This is a genomic window from Olivibacter sp. 47 (assembly GCF_030372825.1).
GTDB classification, from domain to species: domain Bacteria; phylum Bacteroidota; class Bacteroidia; order Sphingobacteriales; family Sphingobacteriaceae; genus Olivibacter; species Olivibacter oleidegradans.
This window is the reverse complement of the sequence record NZ_JAUCNR010000001.1, coordinates 1169894-1196793: the sequence shown is the minus strand read 5'-3', so window position 1 is coordinate 1196793 and position 26900 is coordinate 1169894. Positions and strand designations below refer to the sequence as shown.

Here is a 26900-nt window from a genome sequence, read left to right as displayed (position 1 = left end):
CTTCGCTAAACACTTTAACTCCCTAATTGTTAGCAAAGAAAAGAACTTATTATGGCTGATAATAAAAACGAGTCATACCTTCCTGTGCCTTGGGAATATCGCGAGGTAGTAGAAGAAGAGATCAGTAAAAGAAGTAGGGGTAAAATTTTCTTTTTCGACGCAAACAATCAAGTTGCTGAAGCAAAGGGGAGTGTCACTCGCATAGAAGAGAAGAAAAGCGAAGGCGTTTTTGTGGTTTTGGATACAGGGAGTGAAATACGCATAGATAGAATAATAACGCTGTTTGGTAAAATCGGGGCTGCTTACAATGAATATGATGCATATGCCAATGCCTGCCTGGATTGTTTGGGTGGATATGAAAAGGAAGATCTATAGAAGAGGATAGACTATCGTCAAAGACTTGCTCCTGAAAATGGAGAGAAAATTTAGACAGTGCTATGTGAGGAAGGTATAAACGGATCAACGATGTTCTCCGTTTAAGTAATCCATTTGAATTAAGTCAAACTTCAATCTGACGCAGACTTATTAATTGTTACAAACAATTCGCGTAAAGACGAAGTTTTATAATAGATCCAGATAACGAGTAAATCTATCTACAGCAACAGTAAAAATAAACCAATAAAATCATCACTATGAAAAATGAAACAGGCACAGAGCCTAAATTTAAAACAAAAACTTCTGTAACAGCAGAGCCCGCGTTAAGGGCCTTGTTCCTGGACGGTATCATGGATATCTACTGGGCAGAGAACCATTTGGTCAAAAATCTTCCTAAAATGGTTAAGGAGGCTACTTCTCCAAAACTTGCTACGGCAATTCAAAATCACTTAAAAGAGACGATAGGACACGTCGCTAGGCTCGAGCAGGTGTTTAGTTTACTTGGCGAAAAAGCAATTGCTAAAAATGTGATGCTATGGAAGGGTTAACCAAGGAAGGAGAAAGCATTATCGAAAGCACCGAGGCACAAACCGCGACGCGAGATGTAGGCATCATTTTGGCCGCACAAAAAGTCGAGCACTACGAAATTGCCAGCTACGGGGGGCTTCAGCAGCTCGCTGTTACTTTGGGTTTAAATGAAGTTGCAAATCTCTTAGAGCAAACCCTCATCGAAGAAAAGACTGCTGATCAATTATTAACTGACGTGGCTGAAAATGATATAAATTATCAAGCCGCGGAGGAAGCTTAAAGAACAAAACAAATGGCTAAACAAAAAATAAAACAATCAAAAGATCAACCTGTGAATAAGAAGATCGAGGAATTAGAGCCAGATAAGGAACAGAGTACCGGTCAATTCCTGACTACTAATCAGGGTGTAAAAGTTAATGATGATCAAAATTCGCTGAAGGGAGGTGAACGCGGTGCGACACTTTTGGAGGATTTTATACTACGCGAAAAGATCACGCATTTTGACCATGAGCGCATACCCGAACGTATTGTGCACGCCCGTGGTTCCGGTGCTCATGGAGTATTTAAACTATATGAGCCCTTGGATAAATACACCAAGGCACATTTTTTAAATGATATGACAGCAGAGACACCTGTATTTGTCCGTTTTTCAACAGTGGCAGGGTCTAGGGGATCAACCGACTTAGCTAGGGATGTCCGAGGATTCGCTGTAAAGTTTTATACACAAGAGGGAATTTTCGACTTGGTCGGCAATAATATGCCCGTGTTCTTTATACAGGATGCTATTAAGTTCCCTGATCTAGTTCATGCCGTAAAACCGGAGCCGGATAATGAGATTCCACAGGCGGCTTCTGCACATGACACGTTCTGGGATTTTATCTCCCTAATGCCTGAATCGGCCCATATGATTATGTGGCTCATGAGCGACCGGGCGATTCCGCGCAGCTATCGGATGATGGAAGGTTTCGGTGTTCATACCTTCCGTTTTATAAACGAAAAGGGAGAGGCCAGCTTTGTAAAGTTTCACTGGAAACCATTGTTAGGAGTCCATTCAGTGGCATGGGATGAAGCACAGAATATTTCGGGTAAAGATCCTGATTTTCATAGACGGGATTTATGGGAAGCGATAGAAAGTGGGGCCTTCCCCGAATGGGAACTGGGCGTACAAATTGTGCCGGAGGCAGACGAATTCAAGTTCGATTTTGATCTTTTAGATGCTACCAAGATTATTCCGGAGGAGTTGGTGCCTGTAAAGCGTATTGGAAAGATGACATTGAACCGTAATCCGGATAATTTTTTTGCCGAAACGGAGCAAGCTGCTTTTCATGTAGGTCATATTGTACCTGGGATTGATTTTACTAATGATCCTTTACTCCAAGGACGATTGTTCTCTTACACAGATACACAATTGATTCGTTTAGGTGGTCCCAATTTTCATGAAATTCCCATCAATAGATCGATCGTACCTATCCATAACAATCAGCGGGATGGTTATATGCGACAGCAGATAAACAAAGGCAAATCCAGTTATAATCCGAATTCATTAGGTAATGGAGATCCTATACAAGCGAAAGCTTCTGAAGGCGGGTTTGCAAGTTATCAGGAACGTATTGATGCAAAAAAAGTACGTGCACGGAGCAAGAGTTTTTTCGATCATTTTAGTCAGGCGCGTTTGTTTTTTGATAGCCAGTCCGACCCGGAGAAAAATCACCTAATTGATGCTTTCTCCTTTGAACTTGGTAAAGTCAAAACCGTTGCCGTAAGGCAACGGATGATTGGTATTTTGTCCCTAATCGATAAAGGGCTTGCTTCAGAAGTGGCCTACGCGCTTGGCTTAAAAGTACCTCAAAAGCCTGAGCAACCTATCAATCATAGTATTCCTGCCGATGGTAACGCCGCTGATTATCAACCGACGCAGGTAGAGTCTTCACTGGCTCGTTCAGAAGCGTTGAGTATGAAAAATACAGTTAAAGATCGCATTATTTCAAGGAAGATCGCTTTTCTAGTAGCTGATGGAGTAAATGCGCAATCTGTAAACAACATGAAAACTGCTCTAGTCTCTGAAGGAGCTGTAGTGCATATCATTGCGCCGAGACTTAATGCAGTTGTCAGTATGGACGGAGAGGAGGTGCCAGTTGATGAAAGCTTTTTAACAGCAGCCTCTGTTTTGTATGATGCCGTTTATGTGCCTGGAGGTACAAACAGCGTTGCAACGCTTGAAGCCGAGGCAAATGCCGTTCACTTTTTGAATGAAGCCTTCAAACATTGCAAAGCCATTGCGGCTGATGAACAAGCCATACAGGTGCTCGAAGCAACCTACTTTGCGAATAAATTACCCGCTGATTTTTCTGAAGAGACGATATTGGCCGAAGGTGTTGCAGTAAGCTCCGACCAGAAAAAATTAGCGCGGCTGTTTATAAAGGCCATTGCTTTACATCGATTTTGGGAACGGGAGAAACCACGGCAGGTGCCTGCGTAAAATAGATAAAGCCATCTTATAGGGATGGCTTTATTCAGTAATATATTTTTCGATTATTGTAATGGCCTCTTCGTTGCCCTGTTGAGCAGCTAGATCAAGTACGGTTAATCCTCTTTTTTCGAGAATCGTGACGTCGGCCCCATGATTAAGTAATAATTCAACCAAATTATTTCTCCCGAATAGGGCAGCAAACATGATAGCCGTCCCACCATTTCCATGTTGTATGTTTAAATCTGCGCCATGGCTAATTAAAAGCTCGGCGATATCGGGATACCCTTTAAAAGCAACGCCCATCAGAGCGGTATTGCCACCAAAATCTTGGGCGTTAACGTCTACACCTGCTTCAAGTAGCAGCTTTGCAGCCGCATATCGGTTATTATAACATGCAATAATGAGTGGTGTGTAACCTCTTTCGTCCCGCTCATCCAAGTTTGCTCTCTCGGTGATATATGCTTGTAGCTGCTGTAAGTCGCCTATTCTTGCTGCGTTGATTAGGCTATTTATTTCCTTGTTCATGAATTAACCAATTGATTTAATACTTGCACGATTGAGTGGTAAACCGTCGACCTTACAGTGGATAACGCATACTTTGCTGAAATGTTTGGTATCACGTTATTTGTTAATCGCCTGCTCAAGTACCTTATTAATTGTTTCTGAAATTCTCGTGAACCTCAAATCTGTTAAATGTTGTACCATCATTGTTGCTTCGTGATCGTTACCGATTAACTGCTTAGCTGTTATAAAAAAAATGTCTTTATTTTTTTCGTTTTTTAAAGCTGATAAATTCGAAATACTTTCATTTTGCCGTGTTACATTATTGCCCACCTGCCCAAAATACCCGTTTTCCCTAATTATACTTTCGATCAGCATACCACCCATTTATTCAAATCAATACCGGGCTTCTTCTTTCATAGTTTTAAAAAATCAACACCTTTTGACAAAACAGAAAAAGATATCAGTCACATAAATATACATTTTTCTGTGATTGTTTTGTGCCGAGTAAAGATGACAGACATTACTAAATTTGTTCTATAAACAAAAGGTCGGATGGCCGAGCGGTTAGGCAGAGCTCCGCAAGAGATCCCAGAGTGGTTCGAATCCACTTCCGACCTCAAGTCAGAAATATACTTCTATGTACTTTCTCCACTAGTTGGAGTTCACCTGAATTAATTAAACCGCCCTTGATCGCATCATAAAGGACGGTTTTTTTACATCGATTCTTATGGCAATTTAATATGTGAAGGCTAGCTTTGATATTCCACGTGTTCAGTGGTACAGGTAAATTTTTTTCATTCTGTTTGGCCGTCCTTTTTTGAGATTTAAGGACGGCTTTTCTTATTTCACCCTAATCTGTCACAACGATATTTGAAGAACAATTCATTATAAGTTCATTTGAGCTGCCTCTTTATTTTTTGAAGAGGTGGCTTTTTTTTCTTATACGGTATTAATTTCAGAAGCCTACCTTTATCGGTAGCAAGTAAAATGATAATTAATGTGTTAGACTACCGCTCAAATTTTGAGCGGTGGTTTTTTCTTTATTTTCTTAAAATCTTTTCCATCGTCTTGCCTTTAGCCAGTTCATCCACCAATTTATCCAAATAGCGAATCTTCTGCATGAGTTTGTCTTCAATTTCTTCCACGCGATATCCACAGATAACACCTGTGATTTTTGAAACGTTCGGATTTATTTGTGGCGCTTGAGCAAAAAAAGTTTCAAAATTTGTTTTATCGTCGAGGTGTTGTTGCAGCGCGTCTTCATCATATCCGGTCAGCCAGTATATTATTTCGTCAACTTCCGCTTTCGTACGGCCCTTTTTTTCCGCCTTTTGTATATAATGGGGATATACGCCGGCAAAAGACATTTTGTAAACTCTTGTATTATCCATTTTTTTCAAGTTATTGCTCAGGGCACTTGTGTACTTTAATACTACACCGCCCGTCAAGAGCTGTTGTGTTGAAACGAGCGATAAATTTTTTGACGAAATTCCTTGTTTGAAAAGAGGTCTTCCGCTTCCTAAAATTATAGGTGCAATACCAATACGGTATTCGTCAAATAAATTGTCATTTATAAAAGTTTCTGAGAGATTAGCGCTACCAAATACATATAGATCCTTAGCACTTTGCGTTTTGAGTTTGCTAATTTCTGCCGAAGCATTACCGCTGATTAATTTGGAGTTATTCCATGTTGCCGTTTTCAATGTTGTCGAGAAAACAATCTTCGGTATACTGTTCATAAGGTCGGCAATTTCCCCTTTAGCTTTCGTCCAGTGAGCGGCCATACCCTCATATGTTATCCGCCCAAAAATAAGACAATCCGCTGCGTGCAACTGTTCGAGGCTTAATTTTTCAAGTTCTTGCCCCCATACACTGTTATGAAAACTTAGGTCCCAATGTTGGCTACCTTCAAAGTAACCGTCGAGGGTGATGATGTTCCACATTATTAACTTGGTCATTTTTTTATTTTTTAGATTAAAATTGGTTCTGCTTATTGTGTTTTTACACTGATTTACTTACTTCAAATATACAGAACAGCAAAATGGATACAAAGATAGGAGTATAACTTATTCACATGCATTACACGTTTTTAAAGAAAGGTGAAATGCAAGAAGCTGATTTGAATAAGCTTGTGGAAGTAAAAGCAGGTGAAATAAATATGATAAATCTTTAAATATAAAGCAATTGACCTTATCGGACTTTGACAGCATGATAGTAATGATTTTCACCATCGTCTTCAAATTCTTCTATCAAGTACAATCCAACAGCCGATAGTATTTCTTTGTATTTTTTCGTGCCAAGCGATCTTGATTGTTGTCCGGTAAGGATATCCGTCCATTCACTTATTGAAGATGGGGCCGTGAATAACAATTTACCGCCAATCCGCAATACTTCGGCCATCTTCCGTATCACCATGGCTTGGTTATCCTTGGATAATAAAAATAATAACCCCCATGCGATAATGGCATCGAAACTACGGTTAAAGAATAATGAATCTTCTACCTGTTCACAGGCAATAGGGCAATGTGGGAAGTTTTTCCGAAAAGCTTGAGCTAATGTAGGTGATGCGTCCACTCCGTAAACCGACATGCCTTCATCTATCAAAACTTTCGTAATCGGAATGCCCGTTCCACAACCGAGATCTAATATAACTGAACCTTTAGGAAGTGTTTGTGCCCACATGCTGACGGAAGATGCACCGATTCCGTCAACAATTTGCCCACGAACTTCACTAAAGGTCTTCGCAACTTTTTCATAACCATTTGATTTGTCCATTTTTATTTCTTGGGTGTGAAGTTATGCCATTTATAGCCCTGTAATAAAAATAAAGAAAATATCAATCAAATTGGGCAATGAAACATCTTTTTAAATTAGCGCTTTTAAAAGAATAGCCAGATCATTGTTCATAAATCTTAACGGGTTGGGCAATCTTAATTAAGCCAATGGGCAATAATATCATGTCATTACGTTATAATAATAAGTACATCTATTAAAATACAAAAAAATGAAAACATTTAACAGAATTAGAAGAAGGTATAATACAGCTTTGGGTGCATTTGCATTGCTATTAATTGTTTTGAGCAGTTCAGTCGTATATGGTCAAGCACCCGTCCAAACGCAAACACCACAGGTAAAAGAAGATTTTAATGAGCAGGAGTTGGATCGTTTCCTCAATGCCAATCAAAAGATAACCGCGATTCAGACAGAAGCACAAGGCGAGATGGTGAAAATTATAGAGAAGGAAGGAATGTCGGTAGATAAATTCAATGCCATGGCAGAAGCGCAACAAAAGCAGGACAGCACCGCTGCGAAGCAAGATCCGAAAGATCTGGCCGTATTCCAAAAGGCGGCAGAACAAATAAATGGCATGCAGCAGGGGTTGGAAGGAAAGATGACCAAGGCGGTCGAAGAAGAAGGCTTAAAGGTCGAGACCTATTTGCAGATTGCACAAGCCTATCAACAAAGTGAGAAAGTCAGGGGGATATTAGATAAGAAGATGAAAGAAAAACAGAACTCCGTACCCAGAGCGGAGCAGAAATGAGAAATCTGCCACCTTATAAGATAGAACGATTTATCTTATTTGAAGAAAATGTAAAAAGGCTTGTGTTCAACAAGCCTTTTTACATTTTTACCTATTAGTCTAACAAATTAAAAGCCTCAGTGTGATCTCTTCGCTTACCTTCTTGTTCCGGTAGTGTAGAAACTGCCTTAGTTAAGTACCAAGGTATTTGGTGTCAATACCGCCTTTCTGTACAGCCTTTTAAACCTTCACATCCTCGACGCCTTTTAGCTGTACCGTATCAGTGCAAGGCGTGAATTCAGATCGGTTAAGTTTTCCTAATGCAATCCATCGTAAAGCGTAAAGAAACGGTGTCAAAATAATTTGTGGGAATCAAAATTAATCTATTCTTTTGTATTTGGAATTAATCTAAATAAACAGTAATGAAAATAACACTACACGTTCAGTTATTCGTAACCCTTATACTGACAAGTCTGGCTGTCTTTGCGCAGCAAAACGGCGTTGTTCGCGGAACAGTTTTAACATCAGACGGAAATCCGGCACCGTATGTATCTGTTGTATTAACTGGTACTGGCCAAGGGGCCGTAACCAATACCGGGGGAGAATATAAAATCAGTAATGTAAAACCGGGAAATTATATCCTGAAAGCCACCGCAGTTGGAGCAAATAGTGAAACACAATCCGTTGCGGTGAAGCTGGGAGAGACCGTTACCGCCAACTTTAATATTACTTATAATTCAGCACAACTACAGGAGGTTAATATAAAAGCAGGTCATACCAATAAGTTTGCTGTTAAAAAGACAGATGCGTCAGCAAAAATGCCGCTGCGAAATCTGGAAAATCCACAGAATATTTCCATTATTTCAGGTGATTTACTTGCCGAACAACAACTATTTAGGGTGGAGGACGCCCTAAAAAATGCTCCTGGCGTCCATAAAATGTGGGATGCAGTAGGGCGAGCCGGAATTGGAGGTCCAATTTTTAGCCAACGAGGATTCATAACGAATATAAAAGCTCGCAATGGCATATCGGGAAATGTTGCTTCAAGCATTGATGCGGTGAATATCGAACGCATCGAAGTCATCAAAGGCCCATCAGCCACCTTATTTGGTAATACAATTACTTCTTATGGCGGATTGATTAACAGAGTCATGAAAACACCGTATGATAGTTTGGGAGGCAGGATAGATTACAGTACAGGAAGCTTCGGGCTCAATAGAATATCCGCAGATGTCAATACCCCCTTGAATGCCGATAAATCTGTATTGGTTAGGGTAAATTCAGCTTATACAACACAACATTCTTTCCGTGATGCAGGCTTTAGTAAAAGCTTTGCTTTCGCTCCTAGTTTAAGTTATAAGGTAAACGATAAGCTGAACTTTAATTTAGACGCAGAAATCTTTTCAGGGAAAGCCAACGACTTTATGGGCGTTTTTTTCTATGGCAATACCGTGGATAACTTAGGTACGGACCGGATCGATGAGATTAACATCGATTATGACAAAGCATTTCTCAATAATAGTTTATATAACAAATCCGAAAATATCAATTTATTCGGTGCGATGAACTATCAAATAAATAAGGACTGGAAATTACAAACCAATGTATCGGTAACCAACAGCTCTTCGGAAGGTCGAACACCTTATTTAATGCTCGTTCCTAACGCTTTGTTGGGGATCGCTACTCCTGGAGCGGACAACCTGGCACGAATGGTGTGGTCGCCGAATGGAAGCGATCATGCAATAGAAATACAGCCTTTGTTGCAAGGTGATTTCAAAATAGGGGGGATGAGAAATAGGCTGACTGTGGGACTGGATTATTTTAAGTATAAGAGTAATATTTCTTATGAGCGTTTTATCAATGTATTCGGCGGTCAACAGACACCTGATTTCTTTGATCTCGTGCCTGCTACAGGACCGGCACCAAACTACAACGACTTTAACGAGGATAAAGTTTCAACCTTATACGGAACTAAACCTTTATTAAACTACGAACCAAATTCAAACACCAATACCTACAGTGCCTTTATGTTTGATGCACTCAATATTACGGACAAACTGATTGCATTAGCAGGAATCAGGATTGACCGTTTCTTTAATAGGGGCATTTATAATGCGACCACCGATATCACTTCTGATAGTTACGCTCAAACGGCATTCTCGCCAAAGTTCGGTTTGATTTATCAGGTTGTAAAAGATCAAGTATCGGTATTCGGTAATTACCAGAACGGTTTTACAAATAAAACGGGCGTTGACTATGAAGGTAAAAGCTTTAAGCCGGAAGAGGCCAATCAGCTAGAGGGTGGCGTAAAACTGGACGCATTTGGTGGAAAATTATCGGGTACTTTTAGTTATTACAATATCAAAGTGAAGGATATCGTTCGCCCCTACGCGCAAATACCAAATCAAAACATTCAGGATGGCACCCAATTAAGTAAGGGTTTTGAAGCCGAGATTGTAGCCAATCCAATTAACGGACTTAATATTATCGCCGGTTATGCCTATAACGACAGTAAATATGAAAAAATTGATGCAGATGGTGCCAGTGGCGGCTTAAACGGTCTGCGACCCGAAACTTCAGGCCCCACCCACTTAAGTAATCTATATATAAGTTACCGTATTCCTTTCGGGTTAGCAGAAGGGTTGGGCATTAGCTTTGGTGGTAACTACGCCAGTAAAAACTACTTGGTCAATTCAGTTGCAGCTGGAAAAATCTATGCACCCGCTTACATTGTTATCAATTCATCCATATTTTACGACCTAAAGAAATTTAGAATTACCTTCTCAGCCAACAATATTGGAAATGAGAAATATTGGACAGGTTATTCCACATTCAATTCACAAGCACCGCGTAACTTCATTGTGGGCGCCGGGTTAAAATTTTAAAAAATGGAAATTATGAACATCCAGCATAGAATCGCCTTTATCTGGCTTATGATCGCACTTTGTTATCTGTTTCACAGCAGTTACCACTTTAGCCAGGCCGTATTTGGTATGGACATAAAAATACCTGGCGCTACGGGTAAAGTTCCGGTAAGTATGCACCTGATGCGATTTGTACTTGAAGTGTTCAGTATGTTGTTAGCCTTATTAACACTCTATATTAAAAAGAAAGGTTTCATATTGTTCCTTTTTACCTGGGCGATTATGCTACTCCTTTTAAATGTGTTTCATTTAGGAGAAACAATCTACAAAGAATCAGATAATATCTCACAAGTCGGTTTGCTCAGTTTTGTAGTTGTAGCTAATTTCTTTTTAGTGCTTGACGTTAGAAAGTGGAAGGCAGTGATGTCTTAAATGTTCCTATTGTGGAGTGAATAAGATCCGTTTTCGAAAGTGACTTGTTACGATTGTAAACCCTATTAAAATAGGCCCCTAAAAGAAGATATCTCTTGCAATTACATAGGAGATATCTTCTTTACAACGCTTATTTGCTTTTCTATAAATCAAAAAAATCAGTTAGATTAATGTTAAATTATTTACTTTTCTTAAAGTCCTCATACGACTGTTTGATGTAATCGTACAGTTCGTAATTCGTCCATTTTTTAATGTCCTCTATAGTTGGTCTGTACGCAGCTTTAAATGCGTTGATTTCGTAATCGTTAATGGCGACTACCTGCTTGATCGTCTGTGTATTGAATTTAGCATCAACTTCCTCAAGTTCAATCTGTTGGTTAATATATTTATTGAATATCCTCACTTTTTCGCCGTCCTTACCGAGGAGCTCACGAAAAAAAGTTATTGGACTCCCTCCAAACGGAGATAACAAAGCGATAGGCGGTTTTCCACCAAAATATATATTGTTTTGTTTGTTGTAATCAACTGCAGTGTTTTTCAAAAAGGTTTTATTGTTAATAGCTGCGTTTATATCAACTTCTTCCAAAAGAATAGTATTGTCTAAATACACGGTCATATGATCATGACTACTTATTATGACATACTTTTTGGAAAAACCTCGGAGGTATACTTCCAACGAGTCACCAATATGGGCATCGATATAAAAATTGCCCAGATTATCAGGTCTAGTAGAAATCTTTTTCTTCATGTTCCTTATATCCGCTTCTGTTACTTTTATCTGATAACCACTGCTCTTGACCCCATTTATCACAATCGTACCACTTATTTTTTGCATCTGACCATACAGACCACCTGCCGTCAAAGATAGAATTATAAGAATTAGAAAGGACCGATAGCTAGTCATAGGCTCTAAATTAGCAATAAAGAAGCTTAGTCGAAAGGCTTAACATCATTTAACGAAATCAGAGTATAAATCGGTTCTTAAAAGGGCCAAAAACATTGTATAGCATTATAAGCAAATGTTACTATATCACTAATCTTTACTTTTATCAAAATGCACCTCTTTGTATTTCTGAGGAGAAAGCTGATAGTGCTTTTTAAAGACCCTACTAAAGTAATTCGGTTCGCGATAGCCGCAATGGTAAGAGATCTCGTTAACGGGGACATCCTTTTCCAACATCATCAATGCTTTTTTTAGGCGATATTCATTCAGTAATTCTGTTGCGTTTTTTTGCAGAATACGCTTAAGATTGAGATGTAAAGAGGTTCGGCTTGTATTCAGTTCATTCGCTAAATCTTCTACGGATAGGTCCGGGTTTTTATAATGCCGCTCCAAAGCGCTACTTAATTTGGTAAGAAAGTCCTGATCCCGGTTATTGCCAACAACAGGGTTATCAATAAAAGCGCCTAGTCCTATTACATGTTCCCGTAAACTAATTCTTGATTTGACCATATTGGCTACTACCAACTCCAGTTCATTTAAGTTAAACGGTTTACCGATATAGGCATCGGCGCCTACATCCAATCCGTTTACCCTGATCTGTTCATCCTGATTGTCAGACAAAAGGATAAACGGAATATGATCAAACTGTTTATTTTGTTTTATCCTTAAACATAGGTCCAGCCCAGTGGTTTTAGGCATCTTAACATCACTGATAATAATGTCAGGAGATGTTTTACAGATCTTTTTCCATGCTATATCTCCGTTTGAGGCAGTTATTACCGAGTACGTCTTCTGAAAATGTTGTGCCAGAAATTTCAATAATTCTTTATTATCTTCTACTAAAAGTAGCGTATAATGCCGGTCTAGTCGTTGCTCTTTTTTTTCAATAGGCGGGGAGATGACATCCATATTGACGTCAGTTTCCGATGGATTTTGTTGTTCGCTTTGTTGTTCAGTTAATTGTTCGTATACTGGAAGACTGAAAAAAATCGTCGTACCGTTGCCAAGTGTGCTGGAAGCTTCAATGCTGCCTTCAAGGCTTTTAACCAAGTGGTGCACTAAGGCCATACCGATTCCCGAACCTGAGATGTCAGTCTGGGAGGGCGAGCGATAAAAAGGGTCAAATAGGTGTTTCAAATCGGTCGTAGACATGCCTGTTCCGGTATCACTGATGACAAAATCTGCTCTATTCTGTCCGTCTTGAAGAGTTGTTCGCATAGATACCGAAACACTACCCGCTTGGGTGTGTTTCAAAGCATTTGACAAGATGTTCGATATTATTTTTTCCAGTTTATCGCTATCAAAAAAAACATTAAGTCCGTCTATCTCCGTCTCAAAAGAAATAGCAATATCTTTTTCCTTTGCCAAGGGCTCAAAAGCGTTAACGATTTGCCGTACAAAAGCGGTCATATCCAATCGATTAAAATGCACAGACAGGTCGTCTCCCTCTACCTTTCTGAATTCCGCTAGCTGGTGAATGAGCTTAAATAATTTGGATGCATTCTTTTTGATATGTGATAGCTCCACATGTTGCTTGAGATCGATATTCTTCTCATTTATAAATTTGTCGATGGATGCAAGAATAAGTGTTAAGGGCGTTTTAAATTCATGGGATATAAAAGTGAAGAAGTTAATTCGATGTTGTGTAAGTGCTTTTGTTTTATCCTTCTCCATATGCGCGAGTTGAATCTCCAAACGCTTTTCATGAATAAAGCGTACAAAACGGGTATATATATAAATACATAGGCATAAGAGAAATGCATAAAAGAGGTAGGCCAGGTTGGTGCGGTAAAAAGGAGGAGCCACATGGATACTAATACTTTGTTGCTGGCCGGTAAAACCGCCTGCGTCATCTAGGGTTTTGACATGCAGTGTATAGCGGCCTGGTGACAAGTTGGTATAGGTTGCGCTCGTTTTATCACCAACATAATTCCATCGATCCTCAAATCCCTCTAAATAGTAAGCGTAGTTGGTGCTTGTTGGGTTTGCATAGTTGATGGTGATATAATTTATGGTAAATACATTCTGATCATAAGATAAACTAATTTGACGGGCGTAACCGAGCTGATGCTTCAAAACTGTAGAATCGGAATCCGGGTGTACTTCCTTATTGAATAACTGAAAGGTTGTAAAAACCAGGGGATAGGATTGCCTGTCTACCTGCATCTTCAATGGATTAAAATAGCATAAGCCATTAATGCTGCCGAAATAAAAAGTGCCGTCGCTGCCTCGCAAGAAAGATTTAAAGTTAAATTGATTCGTACTCAAGCCATGCCTATTATCATAGTTTATAAATCTTTTCGTGTTTGGATTCCACCTGGAAATACCTAAGTTGGTACTGAGCCAAATAAAACCGGCATCGTCCTCCAGTATGCCATAGACATTGTTATTAGCCAAGCCGGTAATTGTGGTATAATGTTGAAAAGCATCTGTTTCAGCATGATAAACACATACGCCGCCGTCTAACGTACCGAACCATAAACGCTGGTGACGATCTTTATACACACTGATTAGCTGATTGCTTAATAAAGGAGCATTTTTACCCGTGTTAGTATAGTGTTTCATGGTTTTAGATAGCGGGTTGTATCGGTAAATGCCATCCTGTCTGGTACAGATCCATAAATCACCATTTTTGTCTTCGGTGAGATCATATATGAATTTATCGCCTAAAATTTCCGGAGCAAGTAAAGTGAACTTGCCTGTTATATAGTTAAATTGATTCAAGCCCTGTTGAGTACCCACCCAGAGTATGCCGCGACTATCCTGATATATCGCATATACTTGATTGTTGGAAAGTGAGTTGCGATCGGCCGGATTCTTCGCATAAATAGTGGTCGTTCGCTTATTAAGGTCAAAGCGGTGCAAGCCTCCAAAAAAGGTTCCAGCCCATACATTTCCATAAGAATCTGTATGGAGTGCATGGACATTGTTGGTATTGAGATAAAAGGGGGCGGTGTTTTTATTAATTCGACTAAAAGCTGCGGTAGATGGATCGTAGATAGAAATACCACCATCTTCGGTTGCAATCCATAATCGGTGCAAGCTGTCTTCCATTAATTGACTGACAGCTTTTCCTCCCAAACCATTATTTTTATCGGTTGGTAGTATGCTCTGAAAACCATCACTTCCTACCGGGATGTAGTTGACTCCGCCAAAATAAGTGCCTATCCAAACTGTACCCTCTTTACCGATAAAGGTAGAATAGATAGCTTTATCATTTAGCTTTTTAGGCTCGTTATTGAAGGATTGCGAATGATTCTCAGTTCGGCCTGTTTTAATATCATATATATAAAGGCCATTTTCGGTGCCTATATATAAAAGTTCATCTTTGTCTGCTGTGATTGATCGAACGGTACTGTTCTCGGTGTTTTCTTCATTCGTAAAGGGCAGTGAAGTAAATTGTCGCTTTTCATCGTTATAAAGATAAAGTCCACGCGATGTAGCCAGCCAAATACGATTTTTCAAATCGCGATGCATTTGGAAGATGGTAAAATTGGAGAATGACAGCGGAGGAAAAGAGCTCGTAGTGAAGGTATGCTCAATATCACCTGCCTCATTGATAAGAAGAATACGCCGGTCGATAGCAATCAACAATCTGTTTGTAGATAGAGGGCAAATGGCTCTCGCGAATCCCTTAAGCAGTAGACTCGTTCTACCGTTTTTGATTTGAAATAAGCCTCTAGATGTACCTATATAAAGCACGCTTTGTTGTTCCGATATGAAAATTACAGCGGGCCTTTCCGAATTTAAAGGGTGGGCTATCAATCGATCTTGACGTAGATCGTAGCGGTAAAGTCCGTGATTGGTACCCACATATATGTTTTTTTGATGGCTCAGTAAAGCATTAATCTGATTGGTTGACGTTCCAGGTGGTGCAGCATCAATATAATAACTTCTAACATGACGACAATCGAATCGATTTAGGCCTTCTCGGGTGCCGAACCACATAAAGCCCTGTTCGTCTTGGGTGATAGCATAAACCGTATTGTGCGACAAACCTTGGCTTGAGGTTATTTTACGGAAGCGTATATCGCTACCTTTCGTTGCCTGTATCAGCAACAATAAAAAGAAAACGCAGGTGTAGAATTGCTTACGCATTGATTAGTCTATCGAGATCCGACGAAATTCCTAAAAAAATAGAAAATCGCTTTAAATGGGTTTAAGATACGGTTTTTGAACGAATGTCCTATAAAATTTAACATGTGTGCTACTGATGATAGCGTTTTTCGTCTAACATTGCTCTTGCAAACCAATCATACACTTATGGCTTTTTTTCGACACGCAAAAATTCTATGCTTATTGTTTATTTGGTTAATTTATGCAGCCGGGGTCTCGGCGCAAAATAAACCTAATATCATTATTGTAATGGCAGATGATTTGGGTTTCTCAGACATAGGCTGTTATGGAGGAGAAATTAAGACGCCTAATTTGGATCGACTCGCTTCACACGGTTTACGAATGACGAGTTTTTATAATGCCAGTCGATGTTGCCCAACACGGGCCTCCCTACTAACCGGGCAATATCCACATACAGCTGGTATCGGGAATATGACAAGCGATCAAGGGCAACCTGGATACAGAGGTTTTTTACAACCCAATGTAGTCACAATCGCTCAGGTATTAAAAGGAGCCGGCTACCAAACAGGAATGGTAGGTAAATGGCATGTTTCTGAAACAGAACCCTTACCAACTAAAGAGGAACAATTGGCTTGGCTCGATCATCAGATCACTAATCGCGACTTTTCAGATACTTTGTCATATCCTGTACATAAAGGTTTTGATAAACATTATGGTAATATTTGGGGCGTAGTAGACTATTTCGACCCATTTTCCTTGGTGAATGGCACGCGGCCGATTCAGTCAGTTCCCAAAGATTTCTATTACACTAATGCTATTGGGGATAGTACGGCCTCTTATATAAGGCAATTCGCACAAAAAGAGGTGCCGTTTTTTATGTATGTCGCCTTTACGGCGCCCCATTGGCCACTACAAGCATTGGAAAGTGATATCCGCAAATACGAAAATACATATAAAAAGGGCTGGAACTACATTCGTGAAAAACGTTATCAAAAAATGCTGAAGTTGGGACTGATTAAGCCTAATCAAGTAAAGCTTTCGAGATTTATGACACCAGAAAGGGGCTGGGAGAAAAACGCTGACAGTCTTTGGGATGCGCGTGCAATGGCGGTTCATGCGGCAATGGTAGACCGTCTGGATCAAAATATTGGCAAGATGATGGATGCGCTTCAGAAATCGGGCCAGCTTGACAATACGCTTATTGTTTTCCTTTCAGATAATGGCGCTAGCCCCGAGCAACCCGCTAAATTTGGCCCAGGTTTCGATCGCTCAGGAACGACGCGAGATAGTAGGAAGATCAGTTTTTCTGTCAACAAGGATGTAATGCCTGGCCCGCAAACAACACACTTCGGCATCGGACCAGAGTGGGCAAACGTATCCTGTACACCCTTTCGTTATTGGAAATCTAAAGAACATGAGGGAGGAATCGCCACGCCATTTATCGCTTATTGGCCAAATAAGATAAAGGCACAAAATAAAATCAGCGACGAACCCGCACATATTATTGATTTGATGTCCACTTGTACCGATATCGCGGGGGCAATATACCCTGAGACCTTTGAAGGACATCGTATCACACCTACACCGGGAAAAAGCCTATTGCCTCTGTGGACCGGTAAGCAGAAAGCACATCTTCATGACGAATTGTTCTGGGAACACAACGGTGCTGCTGCCCTGCGACAGGGCGATTGGAAAATTGTTCGGGTAGATATCAATGCGCCATGGGAACTTTATGACTTAGCGAAAGATCGTTCAGAAACCCAAAACCTGTCGGCTACTTATCCTCAAAGAATGGAAGCTATGAAGAAAAAATGGGAAGAATTAGCCAACCGGTACAGCGTTTTTCCGAAACCTTAAGACGCATGATGCCATCTAGATAGCGAGTCATCATTGTATCGGGTGAAATATAATGGAATCCCACCTTATCGGTGGGTAGGAAGGCATTTATTCTGACTAAAATGACGAGAGTATAAATACTTTGATAATACCTAACCAATAATTATGGATCGATTAAAAATAGAAAAGCTTACCAATAGGCTAAAGCACTTCCTATGGATAAGCCTGATGCTAGTACATATGCATCAACTTGCAGCTCAACAGACAAGCGTTAACGGAAAAGTGACTGATCAAGTAGGACAGGCACTGTCCGGTGTAAGTGTATCCGTTAAAGGGGCATCTTTGGCAACGATGACGGACGAAAAGGGCCGGTTTGCATTGAATGGCGTCCAAACAAACGCAACCTTAAAATTCACGTATGTAGGTTACAAAACACAAGAACTAGGCTTAAACGGGAGACATAACCTGTCAGTAACCCTGATAGCTGAAAGTACCGCTTTAGACGAGATTGTTGTTATAGGTTACGGAGCGGTGGCAAAAAGTGATCTCACCGGTTCTGTGTCATCTGTCAAGGCAGAAGACTTAACAAAGGGTGCAAATGTTAACATGCAACAGGCCCTACAGGGGAGAACGTCAGGTGTGCAGATTTATCAGAAAAGCGGCGAGCCAGGTGCAGCAATGAGTGTACAAATCCGTGGAATCACTTCCATCACCGGAAATAACGCTCCCTTATATGTGATTGATGGAATGCCCGTGAATGATGCAGCCGCTATCGGCGCAGCCGGTGTAGGGGGAGCGACGAACAATCCGAATAATCGTACACCACTAAACGCTCTTAACCCGGCAGACATCGCCTCGATAGAAATATTGAAAGATGCTTCTGCTACAGCTATCTACGGCTCGCGTGGTGCCAACGGTGTTGTCTTGATCACCACAAAAAAGGGGAAAGCGGGAAAAATTACAGTAACTTATGATGCAAGTTATGGACAGCAGCAGGTGGCTAAGACACAGCGCTATATGACTGCTGAAGAATATACCTCTGCCATTAATGGCATCATTCAAGAAGGACAGTTGAACGGCAGCGTATACCAACCCGTAGAGGCGAGCACTTACAATACCAATTGGCAGGACCTCTTATTGAAAAACGCACCAATACAAAGTCATGATGTGTCTTTTAGTGGTGGAAATGAGCTTACCAAGTTTCACATTTCGGCAGGCTATTTTGATCAAGAAGGGGTGATGTTAAATTCGTCTACTAAGCGGTATAACGCGCGAGTTAACCTGGAAACGGGTGTGGCATCGAAGTATAATGTGGGCATTAACCTCGCTACGGCCTATATAAAGGATCATTATAACGCAAATGGAACAGGTTTAAATGATAATGCCAGCGCCCTTTATATGGCACAGAATTACGATCCAACGGTCCCTCCTTATAATCCGGACGGTTCTTACTATCGTTCACCTTTAATGGCGCCGATGGATAACCCGCTAGCAGTCATTAATGGGCAGTACTCGGTAGGCGATACCTATCGAACTTTTGGAAACCTCTACGCCGAGTATTTTATTCTTCCTTCCTTATCAGCAAAAGCAAGGCTTGGAGCAGATATCAATATCTCACAACGAAACTTCTGGATAGATCCTTCCACGCTTACCGGCGCTTCCTATAATGGTTATGCTGACGCCCGTGATGGAAAACGAACATATTATTTGGTGGAGGGTACATTGAATTATAATAAAACTTTTGGTGAGCATAGTTTGTCAGCCGTTGCAGGTTCAACCTATGAGCGATACACCTCCAGCTCGTTAATTGCCAATTCGCGGGACTTCGCATTACCTGATTTGACATACTTCGGTATCGGATCGGGGGATGCAATGCTAAATGGGGTAGGCAATGGCGCACAGGAAAATATTTTATTATCATATCTGGGGCGGATAAACTACTCCTATGCCGGTAAATATTTGTTCACCGGATCGATACGTGCCGACGGCTCGGCTCGGTTCGGTCCGGAGCATCGCTTCGGGTATTTCCCTTCTGCGGCATTTGCTTGGAAAATGAAGCAAGAAGATTTTTTGAAGAACACGAACCTTATAGATGACTTGAAGTTTAGAGCTAGTTATGGCGCTACCGGCAACCAACCTAATGTAAATTATCTTTATTATTCAACCTATGCTGCAGGCAGAGTTGCCGTTTTTGATGGAGAGAAAGTAACCAGTATCGCCCCTACCAGAAGCTCAAATTCGTACTTAAGATGGGAATCTGCCCATCAAATTGACATTGGGTTGGATTTTGCCTTTTTCAGTTCTAAACTTTCTGGTAGCATAGACTATTATAACCGAAAAACTTCGAACCTGCTGTATAACGTTCCTCAACCTTTAAGTTCAGGTTTCGCTGGTCGGACAGAAAATGTGGGCAGTATGCGCAATACGGGGATGGAGTTTTCGATTAATGGTGTAATTGTTGAAAACGAGGATTTCAAGGTAGATGCCAATTTTAATATCACAACGTTAAAAAATAGGGTGTTGAGCTTAGGAAATGTTGAACAATTTATCGGCTCGGGTCCTGGAAATATCGGTCAGTATAGCATATTAAAACCGGGAGAGTCAATGGGCTCGTTTTATGGCTACATCGTGGATGGCGTTTGGCAAGAAGGAGACGATTTTTCGTTGGCTCAACCGGGTGTTAGACCCGGTGATCTGAAATACAGGGACTTCGATAATAACAAAATCATCAATGCAGATGATCGCGTCATCTTAGGTAAATCCTTGCCGGACTTCTTTTATGGTTTTAACGCAAACATGCGCTACAAAAAACTAGCTTTATCTATTTTTTTAGAAGGCTCGAAAGGTGCTAAGATGCTCAATAGTAGTCTGGTAGATTCTTATTATGCCGTTGATTTTCGCCGTAATAAATTGGCTGAGCTATATCTTAACCGATGGACAGCAGCTAATCCAAATAACGAGTATCCCTCCTTTATTCCGGGTGATGTACAGGGTGCCAGACAAATAACGAATAAAACAGTAGAAGACGCATCTTACCTACGTATACAATCCGTGCGTTTATCTTATCAGATCCCTTTACCTGAAAAACTATTTATTCGCAATGCAACGGTATTTGTTAACGGACAGAACTTATATACGTTTACCAACTATTCAGGGGTAGACCCTGCAGTTAATGCAATTGGGGATGATATCCTGCGGGTGGATTATAATTCATATCCACTTACAAGGACATTTACGGCGGGGATTAATGTGCAGTTTTAGTTTGGTAAAGTATGTAAGTATATTTTTTATAGAAAAATTTATGCAGATGAAAAAGATCACTCAATATATTACATTGTTGCTTTTGGGAAGCCTTTCGTCCTGTAGCGATGTATTAGATGTAACGCCGAATTCTGAATTTGCACCGGGCAACGTGCTCACGACAGAAGCTGGTATCAAGTCACTTTTATTTTCTGCCTATGCGCAACAACAAACGCAGCAGAATTCGCGCTTTATTATTAACGATTCGGAGGTATGTACTGATATGGCTTTCAATTCGGGCGGAGCAGAAAATGGACAATTATTACACTTAATTAATTTTAGTTGGGAACCTACTTTAGGTACTTTTGAAGGTGATATGTGGGCACCGAATTACCGCTGTATCCGCGACGCTAACGGAGTAATTGAAAATATAGAGGGGGTAAATGCTTCGGAAGAAAGTAAGAAACTGATTCTAGCGGAAGCGCGCGCTCTGCGTGCACAGGCTTTTGCTATTTTATATAATTTCTTTGGGCCGGTACCTCTTCGCCTTTCCACTGAACAAACAGGCGATTTGGCAAGAGCAACTGAGGAAGAAATAAAAAACTTCATCGAATCAGAATTTCTTGCAGCGATCCCCGATCTACCGGATCCGGGACAGGAGGAAGCCTTTGGTCGCTTCAATAAAGGAAACGCAAGCGGTATTTTGGCGAAGTTTTACTTAAATACCAAGCAATGGCAAAAAGCGGCAGATGCCTGTAAAACCATTATTGATTTTAATTACTATAGCACCGGTCAATATGCCTTCAAAGATCTTTTTCGAGTAGAAAACGAAGGAATGAGCAACCGCGAAATGCTATTAGTATTGCCTTGTCGTAATGAAGTAGATTTCGGGAACTGGTTTATGGCCGGAGCCCTTCCACCAAATTTTAAAAGTACAGCTCAACTTCCTGAGTTTGTTTACCAGGCATCTATGTCTAACTTCGCAACCCAATACCGTTTAAGGACTGCCTTTGTAAATAGTATGGCGGAAAACGACCAGCGGCGTGCGTTGATCTGCACCAGTTATGTAAATAATAACAACGTGACAGTAAATATACTCAATGACGACAATGCCCGAAGCTTTAAATATTGGGATAACAGCACCATCGGCAATAACAGCGGAAACGACGTGCCTGTATTGCGCTACGCAGATATTTTATTATCGCGCGCAGAAGCGTTAAACGAGTTGTCCGGGCCCTCAGAAGAAACATTTACACTTATTAATCAGATACGCAAAAGAGCCGGTTTGCCCGATTTAACACTTACCGAAGCAGGAACAAAAGAACTTTTCAGAGAAGCTCTGTTTAAAGAGAGAGGTTGGGAATTTATCTCTGAAGGTAAAAGGCGGGAAGATTTAATCCGGCAAGGAACCTTCTTGTCATCAGCAATAGCAAGAGGAGTGTCAGCTGCTTTAGCAACGCCAGATAAACTTCTATTCCCCATTCCACAATCCGAAATCCAAGCGAATAAACTTTGCGTACAGAACAAGGGATATAATTAGAGATTTTATTAATACACTAAGACGGCTATGTTAACCAAACGGATAAAATTCATACTCCTTATATTATGTTTAAGCTATTGCATCGGTTACGCTCAAAACCGGAGCAAGCGTCAATCTTTCAGTGATCCTCGCGCACCCGTGGGAGATTCATTGCTTACAGTTCCTCCAACGGTAAAACCATTGTTAGACGTATGGATGCGCGATACGTATGCAATGCTCGGACCCGACGGGAATTATTATTTAACTGGAACAACCGCTTCCCCTGATAGGCATTTTACTGGACGGGTGCACTGCTGGGATTATAATGATGGTCTATACCTATGGCGTTCAGCAGACCTTAAGCATTGGGAGTCAATGGGCCGGATTTGGTCGTTCGACGAAGATGCCGCTGATTGGCAGAAGGCCGGTAAACCTATAAAAAAGGGGGCAATGTCATTAAATGGTGACCCGCTCGACTCGATGTACCGTGCCATATGGGCGCCAGAGTTACATTATATAAAAAGCAAAAAAAAAATGGTTGCTCATTGCCTGTTTAATGGTAATCAGGGATCTTTCGTTTTAGAGAGTATTTCCGGAAAACCGGAAGGGCCTTATCGCAATATCAAAGGAAATGAACAGCATGCTATTTTCGATAACATTGACCTCAGCGCCTTCGAAGATGAGGACGGCGAGGTTTATCTCGTCGGTCATGATCATTATATCGCTCGTATGAAGAATGATCTGAGTGATATCGCGGAGCCTTTTAAGCAACTTAAAGAAACACCTTATGCTAAAGAACCTTATATCGAAGGCGTGTGGTTGACCAAGCATCATGGCAAATACCAGTTATTACAAACTGTATGGTCTGTACCGCTTTCCAACGGTCGCTATACATATTTAAGAAAGGAAACACCCGGTGAACAATTACATAGCTATGATGTGGTCGTGGCAGAATCGGATCATATTTACGGACCTTATGGTCCACGCTACCCCGCTATCATAGAAGGTGGCCATAACAACCTATTTTGGGATAAAGAGGGACATTGGTGGTCAACCGTCTTTTTTAATCCGCGCGGTGCTATGGGTAAAAAATTTCCTCAAACTTGTCGTCCTGCCCTTGTACCGGTAAAGTGGGAAGACAATCGACTAAAGCCTGATATTAAAGCCGCAGCCGATTTCTATTCAACCGTTAATTCAGAGAAATGATGAACAGCAAGGATGCTTATTTGTTTCTGCTAAAAGCAGGCTTGGTTTAAAGATAACCTGGAGAATATGAATTTTTACTATTAGGCATTGATTTTCATTCAAAGAAGATGATAAAAAATATCTTTTACACCCTTGTCATCCCGATTGTATTCAGCTCTTGCCAGCAAAAGAACACTTCGCCGGTAAAAAAGCCCAATATCATTATTATTTATGCAGACGATCTTGGCTATGGTGATTTAAGTTGCTATGGAGCAAGCGCAGTGCAAACAACCCATATAGATAGACTGGCAGCGGAAGGCTTACGTTTCACCAATGCCTATTCCGAGGCTTCAACCTGTACACCGTCACGTTATGCGATGCTGACGGGAAGATATGCTTTTCGAAACGACGCGGCTATTTTGCCCGGTGATGCACCTTTGATTATTGAACCCGATCGTGAAACCTTGGCGTCGATGTTGAAGAAGGCTGGCTATACTGCAGGCGTAGTTGGTAAGTGGCACTTAGGTTTGGGCAACGGAAGTCCGGATTGGAATGCGGACATAAAGCCTGGGCCCTTGGAGATAGGTTTTGATTATAGTTTTTTATTACCAGCCACGGCTGATCGTGTGCCTACGGTATATGTAGAAAATCGTCGTGTTGTTGATTTAGACCATCGAGATCCGATCCAGGTGGATTATAATAAAAAAATAGGAAAAGATCCCATTGGTCTCGAACATCCCAAAATGCTGAAGATGGCGGCTGACACCCAGCACAGCGGAACTATTGTTAACGGAGTCAGCCGTATAGGTTATATGACGGGCGGGCATCAAGCTTATTGGAAAGATGAAGATTTTGCTGACGTATTTACGGATAAGGCGAAAGCGTTTATCCATCAACATCAGAATGAGCCCTTTTTTCTCTATTATGCACTGCCACATATTCATGTGCCACGTATGCCGAATAATAAATACGTGGGCACTACCAACATGGGACCTAGGGGAGACCTCATTGTTGAAATGGATGCCATGGTGGGGGAGATTATGAAAACGCTGAAAGATTTAAATCTCGATAAAAACACACTCGTCATTTTCAGTAGCGATAATGGGCCGGTACTTGACGATGGTTATGGCGATCATGCAGAAGAATTGATTGGCAACCATAAGCCGGCCGGTATATACCGAGGAGGGAAGTACAGCGCCTTCGAAGGCGGATTGCGGATGCCGATGATTGTTCGTTGGCCAAATGAGATACAGCCCGGAATTAGCGATGCGGTCATTAATCAGATCGATTTTTTTGCTTCCTTGGCAAACCTTACCGGAGTTAAAATCGATCGAGAGACAATCGCACCTGATAGCGAAAACTTACTTGATGCATTAACGGGAAAGTCAAAGAAAGGGCGTCGCGTTATGCTACAGGAATCGTTTACGATGGCTATTCGAGAGGAGAACTGGAAGTATATTGAACCGGTCTCCAAAAAAATACCCGATTGGTTGGATAATAAAACGGTTGAAACGGGTCTGCAACAAGAGCCGCAGTTATATAATTTAAAGCACGATCCCCGGGAACAACGAAATTTAGCTGGCAAATATCCTGATAAAGTGGCTGAACTGGCTGGTAAGTTAAAAGAGATTATGGAAAAAAAGAATTAGCATCACGGCTGTTTTTGATTTATTCGCCGAATCAAAATAGCAGCAAGCACAATATAGGAACCAAAACAAGTGAAATGATAGAAGAAATCCCAACCAATAGGGCTGAATTCTTTTTTTCAGTTTCCAGAAAGGACGCGAAGACCACAAGGTTTGCAGCAATAGGAAAACTAGCAATCAGCCCCATTAATTTCGATTTATCATCGTCAAGTATTTGCATAAATTGTTTTTCAAGACATAACAACAGGACCAGAAGTACCGCGCCCGAGATGTAGCGCAAGCCTAATATTTTAGCAAAATTCCATAATCGTATCTGTTGGAAATTGATGTCCGCCAGCGTGAGGCCAATGATGAACATTCCGGAAGCCGAAACTGTCCAGCCTACCACATCGCCAATAAGTTCAGCTCTTTGAGGTAAGTTCACGCTAAACAAGTTCAATAGCACCGCGATAACACAGGCATACAGAGCAGGTATACGAAAAACGTTTTCGCAGCCTCTTTCACAGGAAGACCTTTCGTGCGCGATATCAGATAATAACCTATGGTGTCACCGTAAAATACATTGCCTACATACGCGCTGATAATTAATGGCATTTGTTCATTACCAAAAAGAGCCATTACAACCGGGATCCCAAACCATCCAATGTTATAGTAGGAAAAGCTACCTTTCAAAAGACTACCATTAAAATCTTTTGCTACAAAACGTTTACAGATAATAGCAGGTATATTCATTGCCAAGGCAAGAACAAAGATTATAGATCCAACCACAGCGCTTTCCGATAGCTCGGCCTGGAGCATATTTTCAATGATAAGTAAGGGAATTAAAAGGTATAAAAGAATTTTTGAAATCCATTTACTGCCCAACTGCCATCTTTTTTTAGCAAAGAACCCAATAAGAATGAAGCCGTAGAGAGGTAGTACCTTGTTAAGAAGTTCTTGCAATAACTCCATTATTGAAATTGACGAATGAGATCATCCGTCAGGAGATCTGCTTGTTCCACATTAAACCATAACGAATTTACATCCAATTGCAATCCCGTAATCAGATGCCCAAGCGCGTAGAACGGCGTCCTTTCCTCTGATGAAACGTCTTTGACCCGCAGCGTATTCAGATCCACTATCAGTCCACCGGCGCCATACTCTTGAATATACTTTTTGCTTAATAAAGCTTGTAACAACTTTTGATCTTCCATCTTATGAATGACGCTCGCCGGTCCGGAGGCATTGATGACAAAGTCCGCTTTGTAGACTTGGCCGTCCTCCGTCTTCAATACAAATTTATTTCCTTTCCATTTGATGTCCTCGCTATTGCCGATAACCTCCAACTGATTTGATTTCAATAGGTTCATTATCTTAATGCCATTCTCCATGGGTACCGCATGCCGGTTAATGTCAAAATAGGGCTTTATCCATTTAACGAACAAAATTTTCTGATCAACGGGTAATAATTTCCATATAGCGTAAGTCTCTTCCCGTAAAGAATACAGAATATTTTGAAACAAACTGTCACCATTCATAGCTTGTCTTATGTCTTCTTCTAATAATTGAAGATGATTTTTATTGACTCGTTCTTCGGTCGCCCAGTCCAGCTTACGTTCAAGATAACCTTCTACTTCACTCCGAAATAGGCGTATTAAATCCTTAACTCGCAATGACCGGCGATTCTCGCGGATCAGGGTCTTGATAGTAGATAGCGTTAATACTTTTCGCTGAAATGGTTTTTCCGATGCCGATTGAACCCCCGGCAAAAGCCCTCTCAAT

The 26900-nt window shown here is 40.9% G+C and carries 19 protein-coding genes, 1 tRNA gene and 2 pseudogenes; 12 read left to right on the top strand and 10 right to left on the bottom strand.

Going from position 1 to position 26900, the window contains the following annotated elements:
- Positions 1-51: 51 nt before the first annotated feature.
- The 3 genes and pseudogenes from QT327_RS05290 (at position 52) to QT327_RS05280 (ending at position 3382) form a co-directional block, all read left to right on the top strand.
- A complete protein-coding gene (locus tag QT327_RS05290; RefSeq protein WP_130856537.1) occupies positions 52-375 on the top strand; it encodes a hypothetical protein in 324 nt (107 codons plus the stop codon).
- A 257-nt stretch (positions 376-632) separates the two neighbouring features.
- Positions 633-1183, top strand: a pseudogene (locus tag QT327_RS05285) (YciE/YciF ferroxidase family protein).
- Positions 1184-1195: 12 nt separating this feature from the next.
- A complete protein-coding gene (locus QT327_RS05280) occupies positions 1196-3382 on the top strand; it encodes a catalase (RefSeq protein WP_289552280.1) in 2187 nt (728 codons plus the stop codon).
- A gap of 30 nt (positions 3383-3412) precedes the next feature.
- On the opposite strand, the gene QT327_RS05275 is transcribed toward QT327_RS05280, so the two are convergent.
- Positions 3413-3898 carry an ankyrin repeat domain-containing protein gene (locus QT327_RS05275; protein ID WP_289552279.1) on the bottom strand — a complete coding sequence of 162 codons (486 nt, stop codon included), beginning with the start codon at positions 3896-3898 and terminating at the stop codon, positions 3413-3415.
- Positions 3899-3994: 96 nt separating this feature from the next.
- Positions 3995-4261, bottom strand: coding sequence for an SGNH/GDSL hydrolase family protein (locus QT327_RS05270; protein ID WP_289552278.1), 267 nt, complete (start codon positions 4259-4261; stop codon positions 3995-3997).
- A gap of 162 nt (positions 4262-4423) precedes the next feature.
- On the opposite strand from QT327_RS05270, the gene QT327_RS05265 reads away from it, so the two are divergent.
- A tRNA-Cys gene (locus QT327_RS05265) sits at positions 4424-4494 on the top strand.
- A gap of 423 nt (positions 4495-4917) precedes the next feature.
- Here the strand turns inward: QT327_RS05265 and QT327_RS28500 are convergent.
- From QT327_RS28500 to QT327_RS05255, 3 genes and pseudogenes are all read right to left on the bottom strand, one after another.
- Positions 4918-5268 carry a DUF2200 domain-containing protein gene (locus tag QT327_RS28500; RefSeq protein ID WP_013668262.1) on the bottom strand — a complete coding sequence of 117 codons (351 nt, stop codon included), beginning with the start codon at positions 5266-5268 and terminating at the stop codon, positions 4918-4920.
- 60 nt (positions 5269-5328) lie between these two features.
- Positions 5329-5820, bottom strand: a pseudogene (locus tag QT327_RS28495) (dihydrofolate reductase family protein); the annotation flags it as partial.
- A 247-nt stretch (positions 5821-6067) separates the two neighbouring features.
- Positions 6068-6652: a class I SAM-dependent methyltransferase gene (locus QT327_RS05255; RefSeq protein WP_289552275.1), complete on the bottom strand. Its 585-nt coding sequence runs from the start codon at positions 6650-6652 to the stop codon at positions 6068-6070.
- Between the two features lie 229 nt (positions 6653-6881).
- On the opposite strand from QT327_RS05255, the gene QT327_RS05250 reads away from it, so the two are divergent.
- The 3 genes from QT327_RS05250 (at position 6882) to QT327_RS05240 (ending at position 10693) form a co-directional block, all read left to right on the top strand.
- A complete protein-coding gene (locus tag QT327_RS05250) occupies positions 6882-7418 on the top strand; it encodes a DUF4168 domain-containing protein (RefSeq protein ID WP_289552274.1) in 537 nt (178 codons plus the stop codon).
- A gap of 401 nt (positions 7419-7819) precedes the next feature.
- Entirely contained in the window at positions 7820-10282 is a 2463-nt protein-coding gene (locus QT327_RS05245; protein WP_289552273.1) for a TonB-dependent receptor, read from the top strand.
- Positions 10283-10294: 12 nt separating this feature from the next.
- A complete protein-coding gene (locus QT327_RS05240) occupies positions 10295-10693 on the top strand; it encodes a hypothetical protein (RefSeq protein WP_149106220.1) in 399 nt (132 codons plus the stop codon).
- Positions 10694-10871: 178 nt separating this feature from the next.
- On the opposite strand, the gene QT327_RS05235 is transcribed toward QT327_RS05240, so the two are convergent.
- Both QT327_RS05235 and QT327_RS05230 read right to left on the bottom strand, forming a co-directional pair.
- Positions 10872-11597 (bottom strand): hypothetical protein, encoded by a 726-nt coding sequence (locus tag QT327_RS05235; RefSeq protein ID WP_289552272.1) that lies wholly within the window; start codon positions 11595-11597, stop codon positions 10872-10874.
- A gap of 129 nt (positions 11598-11726) precedes the next feature.
- Positions 11727-15734: a hybrid sensor histidine kinase/response regulator transcription factor gene (locus tag QT327_RS05230; RefSeq protein WP_289552271.1), complete on the bottom strand. Its 4008-nt coding sequence runs from the start codon at positions 15732-15734 to the stop codon at positions 11727-11729.
- Between the two features lie 165 nt (positions 15735-15899).
- Here QT327_RS05230 and QT327_RS05225 point away from each other — a divergent pair, with 165 nt between their 5' ends.
- The 5 genes from QT327_RS05225 to QT327_RS05205 all read left to right on the top strand — a co-directional run bounded on the left by QT327_RS05225 (position 15900) and on the right by QT327_RS05205 (position 25142).
- On the top strand, positions 15900-17570 hold the full coding sequence (locus QT327_RS05225) for an arylsulfatase (protein WP_289552270.1): 1671 nt from the start codon (positions 15900-15902) through the stop codon (positions 17568-17570).
- A gap of 144 nt (positions 17571-17714) precedes the next feature.
- Positions 17715-20810, top strand: coding sequence for a SusC/RagA family TonB-linked outer membrane protein (locus tag QT327_RS05220; protein WP_289552269.1), 3096 nt, complete (start codon positions 17715-17717; stop codon positions 20808-20810).
- Between the two features lie 46 nt (positions 20811-20856).
- A complete protein-coding gene (locus QT327_RS05215) occupies positions 20857-22329 on the top strand; it encodes a RagB/SusD family nutrient uptake outer membrane protein (RefSeq protein WP_289552267.1) in 1473 nt (490 codons plus the stop codon).
- A 27-nt stretch (positions 22330-22356) separates the two neighbouring features.
- Entirely contained in the window at positions 22357-23514 is a 1158-nt protein-coding gene (locus QT327_RS05210) for a family 43 glycosylhydrolase (protein WP_289552265.1), read from the top strand.
- Between the two features lie 107 nt (positions 23515-23621).
- Complete coding sequence (locus QT327_RS05205; protein ID WP_289552263.1) at positions 23622-25142, top strand: sulfatase family protein; 1521 nt, start codon at positions 23622-23624, stop codon at positions 25140-25142.
- A 31-nt stretch (positions 25143-25173) separates the two neighbouring features.
- On the opposite strand, the gene QT327_RS05200 is transcribed toward QT327_RS05205, so the two are convergent.
- The 3 genes from QT327_RS05200 to QT327_RS05190 form a co-directional block, all read right to left on the bottom strand.
- On the bottom strand, positions 25174-25563 hold the full coding sequence (locus tag QT327_RS05200; RefSeq protein WP_289552261.1) for a hypothetical protein: 390 nt from the start codon (positions 25561-25563) through the stop codon (positions 25174-25176).
- An 11-nt stretch (positions 25564-25574) separates the two neighbouring features.
- A complete protein-coding gene (locus QT327_RS05195; RefSeq protein ID WP_289552259.1) occupies positions 25575-26090 on the bottom strand; it encodes an AEC family transporter in 516 nt (171 codons plus the stop codon).
- On the bottom strand, positions 26090-26900 hold an 811-nt coding region (locus QT327_RS05190), incomplete at its 5' end, for an FAD/NAD(P)-binding protein (protein WP_289552258.1). The genes QT327_RS05190 and QT327_RS05195, both read right to left, overlap by 1 nt.

What these genes read in the sequence shown, in the direction of transcription:
- QT327_RS05290 (WP_130856537.1), top strand. Translation starts at nt 52, where the DNA reads ATGGCTGATAATAAAAACGAGTCATACCTTCCTGTGCCTTGGGAATAT.
- QT327_RS05280 (WP_289552280.1), top strand. Translation starts at nt 1,196, where the DNA reads ATGGCTAAACAAAAAATAAAACAATCAAAAGATCAACCTGTGAATAAG.
- QT327_RS05275 (WP_289552279.1), bottom strand. Translation starts at nt 3,898, where the DNA reads ATGAACAAGGAAATAAATAGCCTAATCAACGCAGCAAGAATAGGCGAC.
- QT327_RS05270 (WP_289552278.1), bottom strand. Translation starts at nt 4,261, where the DNA reads ATGGGTGGTATGCTGATCGAAAGTATAATTAGGGAAAACGGGTATTTT.
- QT327_RS28500 (WP_013668262.1), bottom strand. Translation starts at nt 5,268, where the DNA reads ATGGATAATACAAGAGTTTACAAAATGTCTTTTGCCGGCGTATATCCC.
- QT327_RS05255 (WP_289552275.1), bottom strand. Translation starts at nt 6,652, where the DNA reads ATGGACAAATCAAATGGTTATGAAAAAGTTGCGAAGACCTTTAGTGAA.
- QT327_RS05250 (WP_289552274.1), top strand. Translation starts at nt 6,882, where the DNA reads ATGAAAACATTTAACAGAATTAGAAGAAGGTATAATACAGCTTTGGGT.
- QT327_RS05245 (WP_289552273.1), top strand. Translation starts at nt 7,820, where the DNA reads ATGAAAATAACACTACACGTTCAGTTATTCGTAACCCTTATACTGACA.
- QT327_RS05240 (WP_149106220.1), top strand. Translation starts at nt 10,295, where the DNA reads ATGAACATCCAGCATAGAATCGCCTTTATCTGGCTTATGATCGCACTT.
- QT327_RS05235 (WP_289552272.1), bottom strand. Translation starts at nt 11,597, where the DNA reads ATGACTAGCTATCGGTCCTTTCTAATTCTTATAATTCTATCTTTGACG.
- QT327_RS05230 (WP_289552271.1), bottom strand. Translation starts at nt 15,734, where the DNA reads ATGCGTAAGCAATTCTACACCTGCGTTTTCTTTTTATTGTTGCTGATA.
- QT327_RS05225 (WP_289552270.1), top strand. Translation starts at nt 15,900, where the DNA reads ATGGCTTTTTTTCGACACGCAAAAATTCTATGCTTATTGTTTATTTGG.
- QT327_RS05220 (WP_289552269.1), top strand. Translation starts at nt 17,715, where the DNA reads ATGGATCGATTAAAAATAGAAAAGCTTACCAATAGGCTAAAGCACTTC.
- QT327_RS05215 (WP_289552267.1), top strand. Translation starts at nt 20,857, where the DNA reads ATGAAAAAGATCACTCAATATATTACATTGTTGCTTTTGGGAAGCCTT.
- QT327_RS05210 (WP_289552265.1), top strand. Translation starts at nt 22,357, where the DNA reads ATGTTAACCAAACGGATAAAATTCATACTCCTTATATTATGTTTAAGC.
- QT327_RS05205 (WP_289552263.1), top strand. Translation starts at nt 23,622, where the DNA reads ATGATAAAAAATATCTTTTACACCCTTGTCATCCCGATTGTATTCAGC.
- QT327_RS05195 (WP_289552259.1), bottom strand. Translation starts at nt 26,090, where the DNA reads ATGGAGTTATTGCAAGAACTTCTTAACAAGGTACTACCTCTCTACGGC.